Here is a 15,486-nt window from a genome sequence, read left to right on the forward strand (position 1 = left end):
TCGTCCCGGACCCCCTCCCGACTCCGCGAGATCCTTCCGCGGGCCGGCCGGGGCGCCGCCGGCCGGCACCGGTCGACTCGGGCCCGTGAGCACGGACGTTCGGCAGGTGGACGGCACCCGCCACCTGCCCGACCGGCACGTCACCGTCACCCACGCCGCGCCGACGGTGCGCCGGACCGACGCGCCCACCGGGCACCGCCCGCTGCGGTGGGCGAACGCCGTCGCGTGGATTGTCGGTTGGGGCACGTAGCGTTCGAGGTGTCGGGGGTGGGCCTCGAATTCGCGGAGTCGTGAGGGGAATTCATGTATCGCCAGGGTGACATTCTGCTGCTTCCCGTCGACGAGGGCGCCGTGCCCGTCGGGGTGACCGGGTTGCCGGCCAAGCCGCGGGACGGGCGTGGCCGGATCGTGCTCGCGCTGGGTGAGGTCACCGGGCACGCGCACGCCGTGGTGGGGGCCGGCACGTTGTTCCTCGACCCGGAGCCGACCACCATCGGTCACCTCAAGCTCGATGCCCCGACCCGGCTCGTGCACGAGGAGCACGCGACGATCTCGCTGCCCAAGGGCTGGTACAAAGTGGTTCGCCAGCGCGAATACATCCCGGGCGCGGTCCGCATCATCGCGGACTGACCCGCCGCCTCGACCGCCGACCCGCCACCTCCCCGGGAGCCTTCCGTGACCGCCGCCCCGACCGTCTTCCCGCAGCTCACGCTCGCGCACCGGGCGACCCTCGCCGAGTCCGCCGACGTGTGGGCCGAGGTCGCCGCGGCCGCGCGGCCCGCCGATCGGGACGCCGCCGAGCGCGGCATCCGGGCCGCCTACCGGGCGGCCGGGCTGGCCGAACCCGGCAAGATCCTGTGGTACGCGTCGCCGCTCGCCGCCGCCGTGGCCGCGACCGTGGTGTCCGGCGCGTTCAAGCCGCAGGAACTCGCCGCGCTGCGGCTGCCCGTGCGGGCCCCCATGGGGTCGCGCGCCGGGGCGAGCGTGCGCGACCGGATCCGGTCGGCGAGTTGGGAACGCGCCCGGGCCGACGCGGTCGCGCTGCTCGGCCACACCGGCTGGGCGCAGGCCTGGGGCGAGATCGCGGAACGCCTGTGGGACCCGACCACGAGCCTGTCCGCACGCATCCGCGACGGCATCGAGGAGGCCGTGCTGTCCGCGACCGGTACCGACCGCGGCCCGGCCCGGCGGGGCACGGTCACCCCGACGGCGCCCGTGGCCCGGGAGGCCCGTGCCGCGACCCTCGACGCGCTCGGCGGCCAGCACGACGCCGCCTGGCTCGCCGCGTTCGACGGCCTGCGGCGGTGCTTCCCGCGACTGGACGCCGCCCCGTCGGCGACTGCGCTGGACGCGGTCGCCGAGGTCGCGCGGTCCGCGGGCTGGTGGTGGCCGTACGAGAACGTCGTCCTGGTCGCCGAACGCCCCACCCTGCTGCACCGCGACGAGTCCGCGCGCCTGCACAACGGCGAGGGCGCCGCGCTGGCCTTCCCCGACGGCTTCGCGCTGCACGCGTGGCGCGGCATGCCGGTGCCGGCCGACTTCGTGACCACCCTCGGCCCGGCCGGCGGCGCGCTGAACGCCCGGCGGATCCGGGACGAGGACAACGCCGAACTCCGTCGCGTCATGCTGGAGATCTACGGCTACGACCGCTACCTCGCCGAGGTCGGCGCCCGCCCGCTGCACCGCGACGAGATCGGTGTGCTGTGGCGCATCGAACTGCCCGGCGACGAGCCGATCGTGATGGTCGAAGTGCTCAACTCCACGCCGGAGCCCGACGGTTCCGTCCGGGTCTACTGGCTGCGCGTCCCGCCGACCACGCGCACCGCCCGCGCCGGCGTGGCCTGGACCTTCGGCCTGACCGAACAGGAATACCGTCCGGCCCGGGAGACCTGAGCCGCCGACGGGGCGACAGGCGGCGGAATCAGGCGGTTTCCGGGCCGGCGCCGGTCGGCCGAGGCGCGCCGCCGGCCGGGTGCGGCCCGGTGCCGTACCCCGCCGGAATGCGCTCCAGGATCCCGCCCGCGAAGACGTCGTACAGCGGCAGCGCGTCCATGTGGACATAGCCGATGTGGCAGTCGCACAGCGGGCGCGGGCACGGGCGGCGCCCCAGGGCCGCGCGGAACGAGCCGTCGTAGAGGTTGCCCAACACCTCGGGTACGAAGTGGCAACGACGCACCACGCCGTCGCCGTCGACGCTGACCACCGTGTCCCCGGTCCGGCACGCCGCGCCCGCCGAGACGTGGGCGTGCCGGCTGAAGCCGAAGTGCGGGTCGAGGTCCGTCCACGCCGCGGCCTCGGCGTCGGTGTACGTACGGCCCTCGGCGGCGTTCACCCACAGGTACACCTCGGCCGGCAGGTCGCCGCGCAACCTCCGGGCGGCGGCCAGGTGTTCGGGAAGGCCGACGATCCCGACGGCGAAGCGCACGCCGCGCGCGCGGAGTTCGCGGCAACGACCGAGGAAGCGCTCGTACGGGACCTGGTCCGGGTGATACGTCCCCCACAGCGCCAACCGCCGCAGGTCCGCCGCCTCGGTCCACGACGGCCGGGCGCCCAGGTTCGTCTGCACGGCGACGCGGTCCACGTTCGGCAGATGGGTCAACTCGGCCAGGGTACGCCGGTACCAGGGCCGGACCAGTGCCTCGCCCCACGGCGTGAACAGCACCGAGATCCGCTCCGGGGCCGCCGCGATCCAGCCCGCGAAGCGCGTCAACGCCCGGCGGTCGGCCGTCAGTCGCGCACGCGAGTCGCGGCGTTTGGCGAACGGGCAGTAGCCGCAGTCGTAGTCGCAGGAGGCGAGCGGTCCGCGGTACAGGATCGTCAACGGCCGCGCGGCCTCGCGGGCCGAGGCGAGGGAGAGCGACGGCGGCACGCTCACCGTGCCCGATACCCGTCCATGAGCGCGGCCGCGGCCGAGGAGAACAGCGCCGGACCGATGGCGTCGGACCGGCCGAGGCCGTCCTCGGTGAGCGCGACACGATCCGTGTCGACACGCAACAGACCGCGGTCGGCGAGGGGTTCCAGCTCCCGGGCGAAGTCCGCGGCGGCGTCGGAGTCGAACCGGGCGCGGTACTCGGCGACGTCCAGCCCGTCGGCCTGGAGCAGCGAGGTGAGCAGGTGCCGGCGTTTTTGCTCGGCCGCGTCGAGACGGTAGCCGAACCGGGCCCGGGAGAAGGCGTCCCGGTCCAGGGCGACGTATTCGTCGATGATGCCGCGGACCTCGCCCACGTTCACCGCGTAGTCGAACGAATAGTGCAACTCGCTCGTGTAGGACCGGGCTCCGCAGCCCAGCCCCACCATGCCGTCGCGCTGGCACCGGTACCCGGTGTCCGGGTCGGCCGGGGCACCGGCGCGGCGGAACATCCGCATCGACACCTGCTCGTATCCGGCCGCGCGCAGGTGGTCGCGGCCCGCGCGGTAGAGCGCGAGCCGGTCGTCGTCCCAGTCGGCGCGCGAGACGGCGCGTCGGCCCAGCCCCGTGAGCGGGCGCACGTAGAGCGGGTACAGGTAGATCTCCTCGGGCCGCCAGGCGAGCGCCGCGTCGAGGGAGTCGAGCCAACTGGCGTGCGTCTGGCCGTCGATGCCGTAGATCAGGTCGATGTTCAGCGTCGGGACGGCCGCCTCGCGGATCGCGGTGAGCGCCGCCTCGACCTCGGCGCGCTTCTGCGGCCGCCCGGCGGCCCTCGCCTCCGCGTCGAGGAACGACTGCACGCCGATGCTCACCCGGGTCGTGCCGTGCGCGGCCAGGACCGCGAGCCGGTCGGGTGTGGCGGTCGCCGGCGAGGTCTCCACGGACAGCGGCATGGATCCGAACTCGGCGCCCATCACCTCGGCGGCGATGCGGAACATCCGGGTCAGCTCGGCGGCTTCCAGGTAGGTCGGTGTGCCGCCGCCGATCGCCCCGACCGCGAACCGCGCGTCGGGGACGGCCTCGCGTACCGCGTGCGCCTGCCGTTCCAGCGCGTCCAGGTAGCGCGCCACCAACTCCTGCGGCGCGCCGGTGCGGGTGAACAGGTTGCAGAACCCGCAGCGCATCTCGCAGAACGGTATGTGCAGGTACAGGAACAGCGCGGACAGGTCCTGCCCCGCCCACACGTCGCGCAGCGCGGGCGCGGGTTCGAGCGGTCGGTAGGCGGTCTTGTGCGGGTACGAGTAGACGTATCCGGTGTACGGGGACCCGATGGCCACGGACGGGGCCTCGGCGGCGGTCGGGGCCATGGGACGGGTACCTCCGGACGTGCGACGGGCATGGCGACGAACCCCGCGAGCCTAGGCGGCGGGCCCGACACGGTGGGCGCCGGGGCGGCGGGCACCCGGGGCGGTGCTCACCACTCGCCGGGGGCGAGGGTGAAGTGGGCGTACGGGACCGTCCACACCACCTCGTGGCCGAGCCGGTGGCCGGTGTAGCCGTCCTCGCCGTAGGCCGTGCCGTGGTCGGACGTGACGATCGCGAAGCACGGACGGCGGCTGCTCATCGCCCGGAACAGCCGGCCGATGTGCCGGTCCACGTACTCCAGTGCCGCGGCGTGCGTCTCCCGGGTGTCGCCGGCGGCCGGGTCGGCGCCCGCCAGGTGGAACCAGTTCGGCTGGTGCAGCGCCGAGACGTTGACCAGCAGGAACAGCCTCCGGTCGGAGTCCAGCGCGCCGACCACCCGCTCGGCGCACGCGACCTGGGCCTCGAACGAGGTGGGCGAGGCGACGCCGAGTTCCGGATCCCAGTGGCTCTCCGCGAACATGCCGGGCAACACCGAGCCGAGCGCGCCCCGCTTGTCGAAGAACCCGACGCCGCCGACGCAGGCCGTGTGGTAGCCCGCGGCGGCCAGCGCGGTCGGCAGGTCCGCGTCGTCGAAGACCCACGTGTGCGGCGCGGTCGACTCGCTCCCGCCGAACCGGGCGGCGAACAACCGCGGATGCGGACCCTGGCCCACCGGCGTCGGCAGGAAGCCGGCGAGGAAGGCGGTGTGCGCGGCGAACGTGAAGCTTCCCGGCGTGTGCCGCCGTTCCCAGCGGCCGTCCGGGAGCACCCGGGCCAGGTTGGGCAGGCGCCCCGCGGCGACGAGTTCGGCGGCGACGTCGTAGCGCAGCGTGTCCAGGGTCACCATCAGCAGGTCGTGCCGGCCGACGACGGCGTTCATGTCCGCGGGCGCGGATCGGCCGCTGCGCTCCCCGGGTTCGGGCGATGGTGGTGTCGTCATGTCGGGCACGGAACTCGATCCTCGTCTCGTGGCGCCGCACCGGTGGATCCGGCCGGCCGCCAACCTTCCACCAGGGCGTGGACCTGCTCCCCCCACGTGTCCCGACCCCGGCGCAGCACACCGGGCAGCAGGTCCCCGAACGCGTTGACCTCGCCCACGGCGTGCCGGCGCCGATCCACCGCGAACAGCAGGTCGACGCCGACGTGCAGCGTACGGGGGAAACACTCGGCCGCCCGGACGCAGGTCGCCATCGCCCGCGCCCAGGCGTCCTCCCCGACGGAGCGACGCACGGCCGCGACGTCGCCGCGCGCGTTGCCCAGGTGCAGGTTCGTCATCGGCGACCGGCTCGACCGGGCCACGACGTGCGTGGCCCGCCCCGCGACGACCAGGACGCGCAGGTCGGTCGCGCGCCCGTCCAGGGTCAGCTTCGGCAACCACGCCTCGACGTGCAGGCCGTCCGCGTCGCAGTCCGCGCCGAGCGCGTCCACCAGCGCCGCGACGTCGGCTTCGTCGCGGTATCTGCCGATCCGCAGCGAGTTGTACAGGGCGATGCCGCCCGCCTCGCGCACGAGTTCGACGGACGTCGTCGCCTGGACGCGCGTCGTTCCGTGCGTCTCCAGGGCCACCACACCGGACGCCGAAGACCCGTGCGGCGGCTTGACGAACACCCGAGGGCAGCGCGCGTCGGCCATTCGCCGCCGCAGGTCGGCGTACGACCGCACCGGCGCCGTCGCGGGCCCGGTCAGCGCGCGCGGCAGCGGAACGTCGTGCGCCTCCAACAACGAGTGCGCCCGGCGCTTGTCGAACATCACCGCGATCTCCCCGGCGTCGTTCACCGACCACGCCCCGGGGGAGGCCGCCACGGCGGCTTCGATCCGCCCGAGCGCGGCGACGAACGCGGCATGCCGGGCGCTGCCGCCCTCGACCCGGAACGGGTCGGCGGGCGCGCCGCTCAGCAGCGTGTGCACGTCCGCGTCCTCGCCCGGCGAGTCGATCCGCACCGGCCCGGCGGGGAAGACGAGCGGCTCCCGGGAGAGGACGTCGCGCCAGGCGACCAACCGCGGCTCGGGCAGCCCCGCCGCCTCGGCCGCCGCGGCGAACCCGGCGACGCGGCGATGGCCGGGATTGCCCACGACGGTGACGGCGGGACGTTCGATCACGCCGTCACTCCCGCGCGGCGGGTCATTCGGAGACCTCGGTGTAGCGGCCCGAGCCCCAGTCCCGCAACTCCTCGGAGCGGCCGATGTCGACGGTGACCCCGTGCGGGCGCAACGTCGCCCGCAGGCGCTCGGCCATCGGGTCGGACACGAAGTGGTGGTGGACGCGCAGCGTCTTCAGGTGGGTGAGCGGCTGACCGGCGAGCAGCGCCTCGGCGCCTTCGTCGCCCAGGGTACCCATCGACAGGTCGAGGGATTCCAGGCGGGCGGTCAGCGGCGCGGCGGCCACGGCCGCGGCGACGGCGTCCTGGATCTCACTGTTCATCAGGCCGAGCCGGCGCAGCGCCGGGACGCGTACGCCGGACAGCAGCTCCGCGAGGTCGTCGACGGTCGCGGTGCCGCCGTACCGGTCGACGCCCAGCCAGATCTCCAGGCTCTCCAGCGCCGGGAGGTCGCAGAGGCCGATGGCGCCGACGAGGCGCGCGGACAGGCCGCCGCTCTCGAACCGCAGGGCACGCAACGCGTCGTGGCGCAGCGGCTCCAGCGCCGGCGCGGTGTCCGGGTTGCCGTCGAAGGCGCCGCCGCGCACGACGAGTTCTTCCAGCCGCGGGTAGGCGCGCAGCACCGGGGTGAGGGTGCCGATGCTCATCCACGAGATCTCGGACTCCTCCTGGACGACATCGCCGAGGAACAGGTGCCGGAGGTTCGGGAACCGGTCCACGTGCTCCACCAGGAGCCCGAGCGCGGGACTCTCGGCGGACAGGTCGTCGGTCCAGCACCCACACAGCAGCGCGGTGACCCGGGTGGTGTCCACGGTGTCGAGGAAGTACCGGAACCGCTTCTCGAATTCGGCCTCCTCGTCGTCCCACGGGTCCACCCGGAGGCGCCAGGCGACGGCGTCCGGCGGGTCGCCCGGCGTGCTCGACGTCGCGGTGGAGTCGCGGGGCGGGAGGTCGACGACGGGCAGGCCGCCGAAGTGCGGGGTGAACTCGTAGAGCGACATGTGCTGTTCCTGGCTTCCGGGCGGGTTCGGACGGCCGGGCGGCGGGGCGCCTGCGGCCGGTGGCGGGTGTGCGGGTCGCTCACTCCGCGACGGCGATGTAGCGCCAGGCCTCCTCGCCGTCGTCGTCGGCCTGCTGCGGGTCGCCGAGGTCGAGCGCGAGGCCGGGTGCCGAAAGGGCCGCGGTGAGTCGTTCCCGCATGGCGGGGGTGATGAAATGGTGGCTGAGGTTGAGCACCCGCAGGTGTCCGAGGGGTTGACCGATGAGCAGCGCCTCGGCGCCCTCGTTGCCCAACGCGCCCATGGACAGGTCGAGTTCGGTCAGCCGTCCGAGCACGGGGGACGCCGAGACCGCGGCCGCGACCTCGTCCTGGATCTCGCTGTTCATCAGGCCGAGTCGGGTGAGCGCGGGCAGGCCGCCGGCGCGCAGGATGCCCTCGATGTCGCGGACGGTCGCGTCGCCGCCGTACTCGTCGGTGCCCAGCCACAGCTCCAGCGTGCGCAGTGCCGGGAAGGTGCTCGCGCCGACCGCGCGCACCACGCGCGCGGGGAGTCCGCCGGTGCGGAACTCCAGGTGCCGCAGGCTCTCGTGGCGCACGGGTTCGAGCACGAGGTCCTGGCCGCCCTGGACGATCAGCGTCTCCAGCCGGGGAAACGCCTCGAACAGCGGCGTGATGTCCGACTGGAGGATCCACGAGATCTCGTTCTCCTCCGGCGTGATGTCGCCGAAGTAGAGGTGGCGCAGCGCCGGCAGCCGGTCGGCGGCGTCGACGAGCGAGCGCACCGCCTCCTTCGAGTCCTCGCCCGGCTCCCACATGCCGACCAGCACGGCGGTGACCAGCGTGGTGTCGACGGTGTCGAGGAAACGCGCGACGTGCTCGGTGAACTTCTCCGAGCTCGGATACCCCTCGATCCGCAGCCGCCACGCCGCGTCCGCCGCGGCGGGGAGCGGCTTCGCGTTCCTCGCCGCCGCGTTGTCGGCCCGCGTGGCCTTGGGGTTCACCATCGGGTTGAGCTCGGCTATGGGCAGTCCGGCGAACCGCTCGTCGCCGTCGTAGTTCGACATGGGCCATGCCTACCAGAGCCCGGTGACCGCGGGGCGGGGGGTCTACCAGTCGAGCCGGCCGCCGAGGCGCAACCGCAGCCACAACACCAGCCGTTCGTCCGGGTCGGCGAGATCGAACCCGAAGATCTCGGTGGCCCGGGAGAGCCGGTAGCGGATCGTGTTCGGGTGTACGGACAGCAGATGCGAGGCGGCCGCGACATCGCCGTCGGCGTCCAGGTAGGCGAGGATGGTGGGCGCGTAGGTGGTGCCGTGTTCCAGGTCGTGGGCGCGGATCGCCGGTCCGAGCCGGCGGGGGACCACCTCGTGCGTGGCCAGCATCCCGGCCAGCGCGGACAACGTCGCGCCGGCCCACATCTCGTCGATCGAGGCCACCTGGCACGGTTGTGGATCACCCGGCCGCTCGGACAGCGCGCGCAGCACCAGATCCGCGTCGGCGCGCGAACTCTCGATCGAGCGCAGTTCCTGGACGGGCGAGCCGAGTCCGGCCCGGACGGGCACCCGCAGCGCGCTGTGCGCCCGCCGCGCGATGTAGGCGACGAGTTCGCGGTGCGCGTTCGGCGACGGTTCGCTCGGGAGCAGCGCGTAGACCGTTCCGTCGATCAGCGCGCAGCCGTGTCTGCCGTAGCGTGCCTCGCAGTGCAGGCTCACCAGGTCGGCCAGCCGGGTGGCCGCGTGTGCGGTGAGCGCGTCCTCGGCGTCGACCGAGGCGACGGCGAACGCGGCCATGGCGACGGGCAGGTTCGGGTCCAGACCGAGCTGTGGGGCCACCGCCGTGACACTGCTCGGATCGGCCAACAACCGCCGCAGCAGGTCGGCGTACCTGCGCCGGACGGCGGACTCCGTGGTGCGGGCCGCGAGCAGGTGCAGCGCGACGTTGTCCGCCACGTCGGACAGGGCCTGTTCGGCGGCGGAGTCCAGGTGTTCGCCGGCGTCGACGACCCAGATCGACCCCAACACCTCGCTGCCCACGCGGACGGCGACACCGAGCCGGGGAAGTCCCCCGGGAACGGCGGGGAAGCGGCAGGTGCGCCCGAGCCGGGTGAGCACCCGGTACTGCTCGTCGTAGTCCGGGCCGTCGGGCACCTGGAGGCCGAGGATGCCCTGGCGGCGGCCCTCGTCGACGGCCTGGCCGGGCAGGGTCGAGTAGGCGAGGATGCGCCGGTGCGGATCCTCGATCACGGTGGCTCCGCCGACCATGCCGGCGATCGCGTTGGCCAACGCGAACAGGTCGCCGAAGGCCGGGGCGCCCGCGGCCTGCCCGAAGCGCACCGTCGGGGTGAGGGCCGAGGAGATCATGGCGTCCAGGTGATGCCAGGCCACCGCCTCGTTGGCGGCCAGGAGCACGATGCCGGCCTGTCGGGCGGCTTCCACCAACGCGGTGACCGGCTCGCCGAAGCTCTTCACCACCAGGCACGTGTACCCGGCCTGTGCCGCCGAGCCGATCAGGTCCGTCGCCCGTGCCTCGTCCATCCCCACGCCGACGGCGAGCAGGATCGCGTCGGTCACGGCGGGGAGGGGCAGCGGGGCGCGTCGCTCGTAGATGAGTACGCCCGAGACCGGCACCGGTTTTTCCGGCGGGTCGGTCAACGGCCGCAACAGGGACGAGCCCAGTACCTCCAGGACCTGTCCGAGATCGGGAACCCCGGTACCGAGCATTCTCACCCCTTTGGCCGGCCACACAAAGCATTCGGGGAATCTCTGGATCGGCGTCACATGTCCCCGGCCGATCCGGGCGCCACGCTTTCCGCATGCACAATCCGGCAGGCGGGCGGCGGGCACATCCAGTGACCGTACCTGCAACGACCCCATGGAGCGCAACCGACCGCAGTCGGCCGTGACGGGCCGAATGCCGCCGGTGACCGCCGACCGTTTGCCCGCTCGCGGATATCGAAATCCGTATCCGTCGGGCGTTATCGATTACGGCACATGTATGAGTGCTGTGCTGCAGAAGGAGACATTGTGCGATACAGGACGAGTGCGGTCGTGGCCTTGGCGTGTGCGGCCTCTTTGCTGACGGTGCCGACGAAGGCGGGCGCGGCGCCGCAGTGTGACACCACGCCCATCCGGACGGCGATGAAGGCACTGGAAGGTGTCGGCGCCACGGGGATGAGCGTGACGGTGAAGAGCCCGAACTGTGGGGTCCGCACGGGCGGTGTCGGCCTCGCCGATCGCAGAACGGGCCGCAAGGTCGTCGGCGACGAGCACAGCCGCATCGGCAGCGACACCAAGACCTGGACGGCCACCGTCGTGCTGCAACTCGTCGGCGAGGGCCGGATCGGTCTCGACGACACCGTGGACGACTACCTGCCGGGTCTGATCCGCACCAGGCTCTACGACGGGCGCACCATCACGATCCGACAGCTTCTGCAGCACACCAGCGGCCTGCCCGACTACCTGGACGCGCCGTTCTGGGAGGACGAGGAGGCGCACCGCTGGGATCACATCGAGCCCCTGCAGACGGTCCGGCAGGCGCTCGCCCTGCCCAGGCCCGAGCGCGCGCCGTCGGGCTTCGCCTACTCCAACACCAACTACAACCTGGTCGGTCTGATCGTCAAGGAGGTCACGGGCCGCAGCATCGCCACCGAGATCGAGGAGCGGATCATCGCACCGCTCGGACTGTGCGAGACCGAATGGGCCGGCGATCGCACCACCTTGCCCAAGCCGGAGTTGCGCGGTTACGTGGAGCGGGGCAAGACCCTGGTGGACCGGACCGAATGGAACACCTCGGAGGCCGACGCGTCGGGCGCGCTGATCTCCGACGGTGCGGACACCACCACCTTCTGGACCGCCCTGTTGACCGGGAAGCTGCTGGCCCCGGCCCAACTCGCGGAGCTGAAGAAGACGGTCGCCGAGGACGTCGCGAACGAACGCTACGGCCTGGGCGTCGAGCGCCACGAGCCCTACCCGGGCTTCGTGCTGTGGGGACACAGCGGCAGCATGTCCAGCGGCCACAAGTTCCGGAACGCCGTCACCGACGACGGCCGACGGTCGGTGACCCTGCTGATCGGCTCGGAGTCGTTCGACTCGGACCGGGTGGACGCCATCATGAGCAAGCTCCTGCGCGACCTGCGCTGACGGAGACATCATCGCGGCGGGGCCGGTTTCGGCTCCGCCGCGATGCCGTGTGATCGGTCGGTGCGGTCGGTCGGCGCGGTGCGTCGTGGCGCCCTCCCGGGCGGGGCAGCGGTCGACGGCGCGGCGCGGGACCGCGTTGCCGTCGGCGGTGACCACGAGCTCCCACCAGGCGCCGTGAACACGCTCGAAGCGGTGGCGACCCAGGAGTTCGGCGACGTGGCGGACGGCGTCGGGTATTCGGGGATGTGGTTCGCGTAGCCGTGAGGGCGGGTACGCCGCCGGCCCCTCATACGGCAGCCGAGCCTCGGACTCGATCCCAATCCCCCGCAACACCCGCAGCCCGCCCTCCGCAGCGGCCCCGCGCAGTCTCGTCGCGGTTTCCGCGCCGGCCCCGCGCAGTCGCGTCGCGGCCCCCACATCGGCGCCGCGTGGCCACGCAGCCCCATCCCGGGCTCCGCATTGTGGCCGCGTGTCACACGCTCCCGCGTCGTGGCCTCCGCGTCGGCACCGCGCGGCCCGTGGTGTCGAGCAGCGTGCTCTTGCCGGTGTCGATGTCGCCGACCGGCACGACCGCGCCCCCGCAGCCCCGGGTGGCGGTGCGGACCGGGGCGGCGAGGGCGGCGGTGTGGGGTGATCGTCGTGCGGTACGAAGGTCGACTCGTCCGGGGCCGCGGCCACGCCCGCACGGGCGTTACCGACGAGTCGGTACCACCTGCGCCGTGCCGGCCACGCCGCTGTCCCGCGGGGCCCGGTCGACGGCGTTCTCCGGGTGATGGCACGCCACTTGTTGTCCGGGCCGCAGCTCCTCCAACGGCGGCTCGGCCGTCGTACACACCGTCGTCGCCTTCCAACATCGGGTGTGGAAGCGGCAGCCGCTCGGCGGGGCGATCGGCGACGGCACGTCGCCTTCGAGCCGCACGCGCTCGCTCCGGTCCTTTCTGCGCCGCGGGTCCGGGATCGGGACGGCCGACATCAGCGCCTTCGTATACGGGTGCATCGGCGCCCGGTAGAGCAGTTCGCGGTCGGCGAGTTCGACGATCCGGCCGAGGTACATCACCGCGATCCGGTCCGAGACGTGCCGGACCACGGACAGGTCGTGCGCGATGATCACGTAGGTCAGACCCAGTTCGCGCTGCAGGTCGTCCATGAGGTTGACGACCTGGGCCTGGATCGACACGTCGAGCGCGGACACCGGTTCGTCCGCCACCACCAGCTTCGGCCTGAGGGCGAGCGCGCGGGCGATGCCGATGCGCTGGCGCTGACCGCCGGAGAACTCGTTCGGGTAGCGGTTGTAGTGCTCGGGACTGAGGCCGACCACCGACAGCAGCCGCTGCACCTCCTTCTTGATGCCGCCCTCGGGCTCGACGCCTTGGAGCCGGAAGGGGGCGCCGATGATCGTGCCCGTGGTGTGGCGCGGGTTCAACGACGAGTACGGGTCCTGGAAGATCATCTGCACGTCCCGGCGCAGCGGCCGCATGCCCCGCACGCCGAGGCGCGTGATGTCCTCGCCCTCGAACTCGATCGTGCCCGCGGTCGGTTCGAGCAGGCGGGTGATCAGCCGGCCCATCGTCGACTTGCCGCAGCCCGATTCGCCCACGACACCGAGCGTTTCGCCCGAGCGCACCTCGAAGTCGACGCCGTCGACGGCGCGCACCGCGCCCGCCCGGCGTTGGAGGAGGCCCTTGCGGATCGGGAAGTGCTTCCGCAGCCCGGTCACCTTCAGCAAAACCTCGCCGGGGGCGGCGTCCTCGGCGCGGCCGGCCGTACGGCCGGGGTCGGACGAGCCGACCCCACCGTCCCGTTCGCCGTCGCCGCGTACAGGGTTGCTCACTGCGTCGTCCTCCGCGTTCTCGCTCACAACCTCGGCGCAATCTCTTCGGTCCAGATCCGCTCCCGCTGCTCCCGGGTCAGGTGGCAGGCGGCCCAGTGCCGGTCGCCGACCTCGGTCGGCTCGGGGCGGATCGTGCGGGTGACGTCGTCCTTCGGTACGTCGGCGTACGGGCAACGCGGGTTGAAGGCGCAGCCGGACGGCAGGTTGATCAGGGACGGCGGGGAGCCGTCGACCGGGACCAGTCGGTCCCGCTGCTCGCGGTCGAGGCGCGGCATCGAGCCGAGCAGACCCCAGGTGTAGGGGTGCCGGGGCTCGTGGAACACCCGCTCCGCCGGGCCTCGTTCGACGCAGCGGCCGGCGTACATCACCAGGATGTCGTCGGCGAGTTCGGCGACGACGCCCAGGTCGTGGGTGATCACGATGACCGCGGAGCCGAACTCCTTCTGCAGGTCCAGGACGAGGTCGAGGATCTGCGCCTGGACGGTGACGTCGAGGGCGGTGGTGGGTTCGTCCGCGATGAGCAGTTCGGGGTTGTTCACCAGGGACATCGCGATCATCGCGCGCTGGCGCATGCCGCCGGAGAACTCGTGCGGATAGGCGTCGACCCGCTTGTCCGGTTGCGGGATGCCGACCCGGTCGAGCATCTCCACCGCCCGCTTGCGGGCGGTCTTGCGGTCGACGTCGTGGTGGATCCGGTACGCCTCGACGATCTGCCGGCCGATCGTGTAGTACGGGTGCAGCGCGGACAGCGGATCCTGGAAGATCATCGCCATCCGGCGGCCCCGCAGCCCGCGTACGTGTTCGGGGCCGGCCGACAACAACTCGGTGCCGTCCAGCCAGATCTCGCCGGAGATCCGCGCCTTGCGCCTGCCGTACTGCCCGGTCGTGTGCAGGCCCATGATGCCGAGCGAGGTCACCGACTTGCCGGAGCCCGACTCGCCGACGATGCCCAGCGTCCGGCCCTTCTCCAGTTGGAAGCTGAGCCCGTCGACGGACTTGACCAGGCCGTCGTCGGTCGGGAAGTGCACCCGCAGGTCGCGCACGTCCAGGAAGGGGCGCGGCGCGGTCGAGGCGCCGGCGGGCCGTTCGGAGACGGCGGTGCTCGTGTCGGGGATGGTCACGCGAGCCTCACTCGGGGGTCGATCACGGCGTAGAGCACGTCCACCAGGAGGTTGGCCAGCAGCACCGAGAGGGAGGTGATCAGGACGACGCCCAGGATGATGGGCAGGTCCTGGTTGCGGATGGCGTTCAGTACGGCCTGGCCGAGGCCGGGCAGGTTGAACGTCGACTCGGTGAGGATCGCGCCGCCGATGAGGGCGCCGAGGTCCATGCCCAGCATGGTCAGGATCGGCGTCATCGTGGAGCGCATGGCGTGCTTGCCGATGACGGTTCGCTCCGGCAGGCCCTTGGCGCGCGCGGTACGGATGTAGTCCTCGCCCAGGACCTCCATCATCGTGGCGCGGGTGATGCGCGCGTACATCGCCGCGTACAGGAAGGCGAGGGTGATCCACGGCAGGATCATGCCGCCGAACCAGCCGCCGGGATCCCGGCCGAACGGCACGTACTGCGCGTCGAGCCACTTCAGTCCGAACGCGAAGGTCGCCAGCGAGAGCATGCCCGTGAAGTAGATCGGCAGTGATACTCCCGCGAGGGCGGCGACCATCGCGCCGCGGTCCCACAGGCTGCCGCGCTTGAGCGCGGAGAGCACGCCCGCCGCGACGCCGAAGACCAGCCACAACACGGCGGCGCCGAGCGCGAGTCCCAGGGTCACCGGGAAGCGGTCGGTCAGCACCGGCCAGACGGCCTGTTCGCTCTTGAACGAGTAGCCGAAGCACGGCGCGGAGCAGTGCACGACGTCGCCGCCGGTCGAGTAGGTGCGGCCCGCGAAGATGCCCTTGAAGAACTCCCATGCCTGGATGTGGATGGGCTCGCTCAGGCCGAGCTTCTCCCGCACGGCCTCGACGGCGGCGGGGTCGGCCTGCTTGCCCACGAAGCTCGCGGCGATGTCGACGCCCGTCCACTTGGGGACGAGGAAGAAGATGCCGAAGACCACCATGATGATGACCACCAGCATCACTGCGGCGGCGAACAGCCGCCTGATGAGGTAAGTGAGCACAGCTAACGGCCCGCTGCGGAGCACGGGCCGCCGGGACTTCCCCCGGCGG

At 72.6% G+C, this 15,486-nt stretch carries 14 protein-coding genes; 4 read left to right on the forward strand and 10 right to left on the reverse strand.

Annotated elements, in window-relative coordinates:
* Window positions 1-85 precede the first annotated feature (85 nt).
* The 3 genes from EMA17_RS52940 to EMA17_RS17100 are packed head-to-tail and all read left to right on the forward strand — an operon-like array spanning window position 86 to window position 1,893.
* Window positions 86-250, forward strand: coding sequence for a hypothetical protein (locus tag EMA17_RS52940; protein WP_174861379.1), 165 nt, complete (start codon window positions 86-88; stop codon window positions 248-250).
* Between the two features lie 53 nt (window positions 251-303).
* A complete protein-coding gene (locus EMA17_RS17095) occupies window positions 304-630 on the forward strand; it encodes a DUF8820 family protein (protein WP_126637880.1) in 327 nt (108 codons plus the stop codon).
* A 45-nt stretch (window positions 631-675) separates the two neighbouring features.
* Entirely contained in the window at window positions 676-1,893 is a 1,218-nt protein-coding gene (locus tag EMA17_RS17100; RefSeq protein WP_307721543.1) for a DUF6745 domain-containing protein, read from the forward strand.
* 28 nt (window positions 1,894-1,921) lie between these two features.
* Here EMA17_RS17100 and EMA17_RS17105 read toward each other — a convergent pair whose 3' ends face one another.
* The 7 genes from EMA17_RS17105 to EMA17_RS17135 all read right to left on the reverse strand — a co-directional run bounded on the left by EMA17_RS17105 (window position 1,922) and on the right by EMA17_RS17135 (window position 10,071).
* Window positions 1,922-2,875: an STM4011 family radical SAM protein gene (locus EMA17_RS17105; protein ID WP_246126718.1), complete on the reverse strand. Its 954-nt coding sequence runs from the start codon at window positions 2,873-2,875 to the stop codon at window positions 1,922-1,924.
* On the reverse strand, window positions 2,872-4,215 hold the full coding sequence (locus EMA17_RS17110; protein ID WP_126637881.1) for an STM4012 family radical SAM protein: 1,344 nt from the start codon (window positions 4,213-4,215) through the stop codon (window positions 2,872-2,874). Before EMA17_RS17110 ends, EMA17_RS17105 begins: the two co-directional genes overlap by 4 nt.
* A 107-nt stretch (window positions 4,216-4,322) precedes the next feature.
* Window positions 4,323-5,132, reverse strand: a complete 810-nt coding sequence (locus EMA17_RS17115; protein WP_170222188.1) for an STM4013/SEN3800 family hydrolase — start codon at window positions 5,130-5,132, stop codon at window positions 4,323-4,325.
* A gap of 56 nt (window positions 5,133-5,188) precedes the next feature.
* On the reverse strand, window positions 5,189-6,352 hold the full coding sequence (locus EMA17_RS17120; RefSeq protein WP_126637883.1) for an STM4014 family protein: 1,164 nt from the start codon (window positions 6,350-6,352) through the stop codon (window positions 5,189-5,191).
* Between the two features lie 22 nt (window positions 6,353-6,374).
* Window positions 6,375-7,352, reverse strand: coding sequence for an STM4015 family protein (locus tag EMA17_RS17125; protein ID WP_126637884.1), 978 nt, complete (start codon window positions 7,350-7,352; stop codon window positions 6,375-6,377).
* A gap of 79 nt (window positions 7,353-7,431) precedes the next feature.
* Entirely contained in the window at window positions 7,432-8,415 is a 984-nt protein-coding gene (locus EMA17_RS17130) for an STM4015 family protein (protein WP_126637885.1), read from the reverse strand.
* A gap of 42 nt (window positions 8,416-8,457) precedes the next feature.
* Window positions 8,458-10,071 carry a PucR family transcriptional regulator gene (locus tag EMA17_RS17135; RefSeq protein ID WP_126637886.1) on the reverse strand — a complete coding sequence of 538 codons (1,614 nt, stop codon included), beginning with the start codon at window positions 10,069-10,071 and terminating at the stop codon, window positions 8,458-8,460.
* Window positions 10,072-10,488: 417 nt separating this feature from the next.
* Between EMA17_RS17135 and EMA17_RS17140 the strand changes: the two genes are divergently transcribed.
* Complete coding sequence (locus tag EMA17_RS17140; protein WP_126637887.1) at window positions 10,489-11,490, forward strand: serine hydrolase domain-containing protein; 1,002 nt, start codon at window positions 10,489-10,491, stop codon at window positions 11,488-11,490.
* A gap of 691 nt (window positions 11,491-12,181) precedes the next feature.
* Here EMA17_RS17140 and EMA17_RS17145 read toward each other — a convergent pair.
* From EMA17_RS17145 to EMA17_RS17155, 3 genes are read right to left on the reverse strand one after another with little or no spacing between them, the layout of a single operon-like run.
* Complete coding sequence (locus EMA17_RS17145) at window positions 12,182-13,321, reverse strand: ABC transporter ATP-binding protein (RefSeq protein WP_371863008.1); 1,140 nt, start codon at window positions 13,319-13,321, stop codon at window positions 12,182-12,184.
* A 23-nt stretch (window positions 13,322-13,344) separates the two neighbouring features.
* Window positions 13,345-14,442, reverse strand: coding sequence for an ABC transporter ATP-binding protein (locus EMA17_RS17150; RefSeq protein WP_126637889.1), 1,098 nt, complete (start codon window positions 14,440-14,442; stop codon window positions 13,345-13,347).
* Entirely contained in the window at window positions 14,439-15,437 is a 999-nt protein-coding gene (locus EMA17_RS17155; RefSeq protein WP_126637890.1) for an ABC transporter permease, read from the reverse strand. The genes EMA17_RS17150 and EMA17_RS17155 overlap by 4 nt, the downstream gene beginning before the upstream one ends.
* Between the last annotated feature and the right edge of the window lie 49 nt (window positions 15,438-15,486).

Origin of the sequence: Embleya hyalina, from assembly GCF_003967355.1 — a bacterium.
GTDB classification, from domain to species: domain Bacteria; phylum Actinomycetota; class Actinomycetes; order Streptomycetales; family Streptomycetaceae; genus Embleya; species Embleya hyalina.

Excerpts from the sequence above, each read along its gene's own strand:
- EMA17_RS17095 (WP_126637880.1), top strand. The coding sequence starts at position 304 with ATGTATCGCCAGGGTGACATTCTGCTGCTTCCCGTCGACGAGGGCGCC.
- EMA17_RS17110 (WP_126637881.1), bottom strand. The coding sequence starts at position 4,215 with ATGGCCCCGACCGCCGCCGAGGCCCCGTCCGTGGCCATCGGGTCCCCG.
- EMA17_RS17115 (WP_170222188.1), bottom strand. The coding sequence starts at position 5,132 with ATGAACGCCGTCGTCGGCCGGCACGACCTGCTGATGGTGACCCTGGAC.
- EMA17_RS17125 (WP_126637884.1), bottom strand. The coding sequence starts at position 7,352 with ATGTCGCTCTACGAGTTCACCCCGCACTTCGGCGGCCTGCCCGTCGTC.
- EMA17_RS17130 (WP_126637885.1), bottom strand. The coding sequence starts at position 8,415 with ATGTCGAACTACGACGGCGACGAGCGGTTCGCCGGACTGCCCATAGCC.
- EMA17_RS17135 (WP_126637886.1), bottom strand. The coding sequence starts at position 10,071 with ATGCTCGGTACCGGGGTTCCCGATCTCGGACAGGTCCTGGAGGTACTG.
- EMA17_RS17140 (WP_126637887.1), top strand. The coding sequence starts at position 10,489 with ATGAAGGCACTGGAAGGTGTCGGCGCCACGGGGATGAGCGTGACGGTG.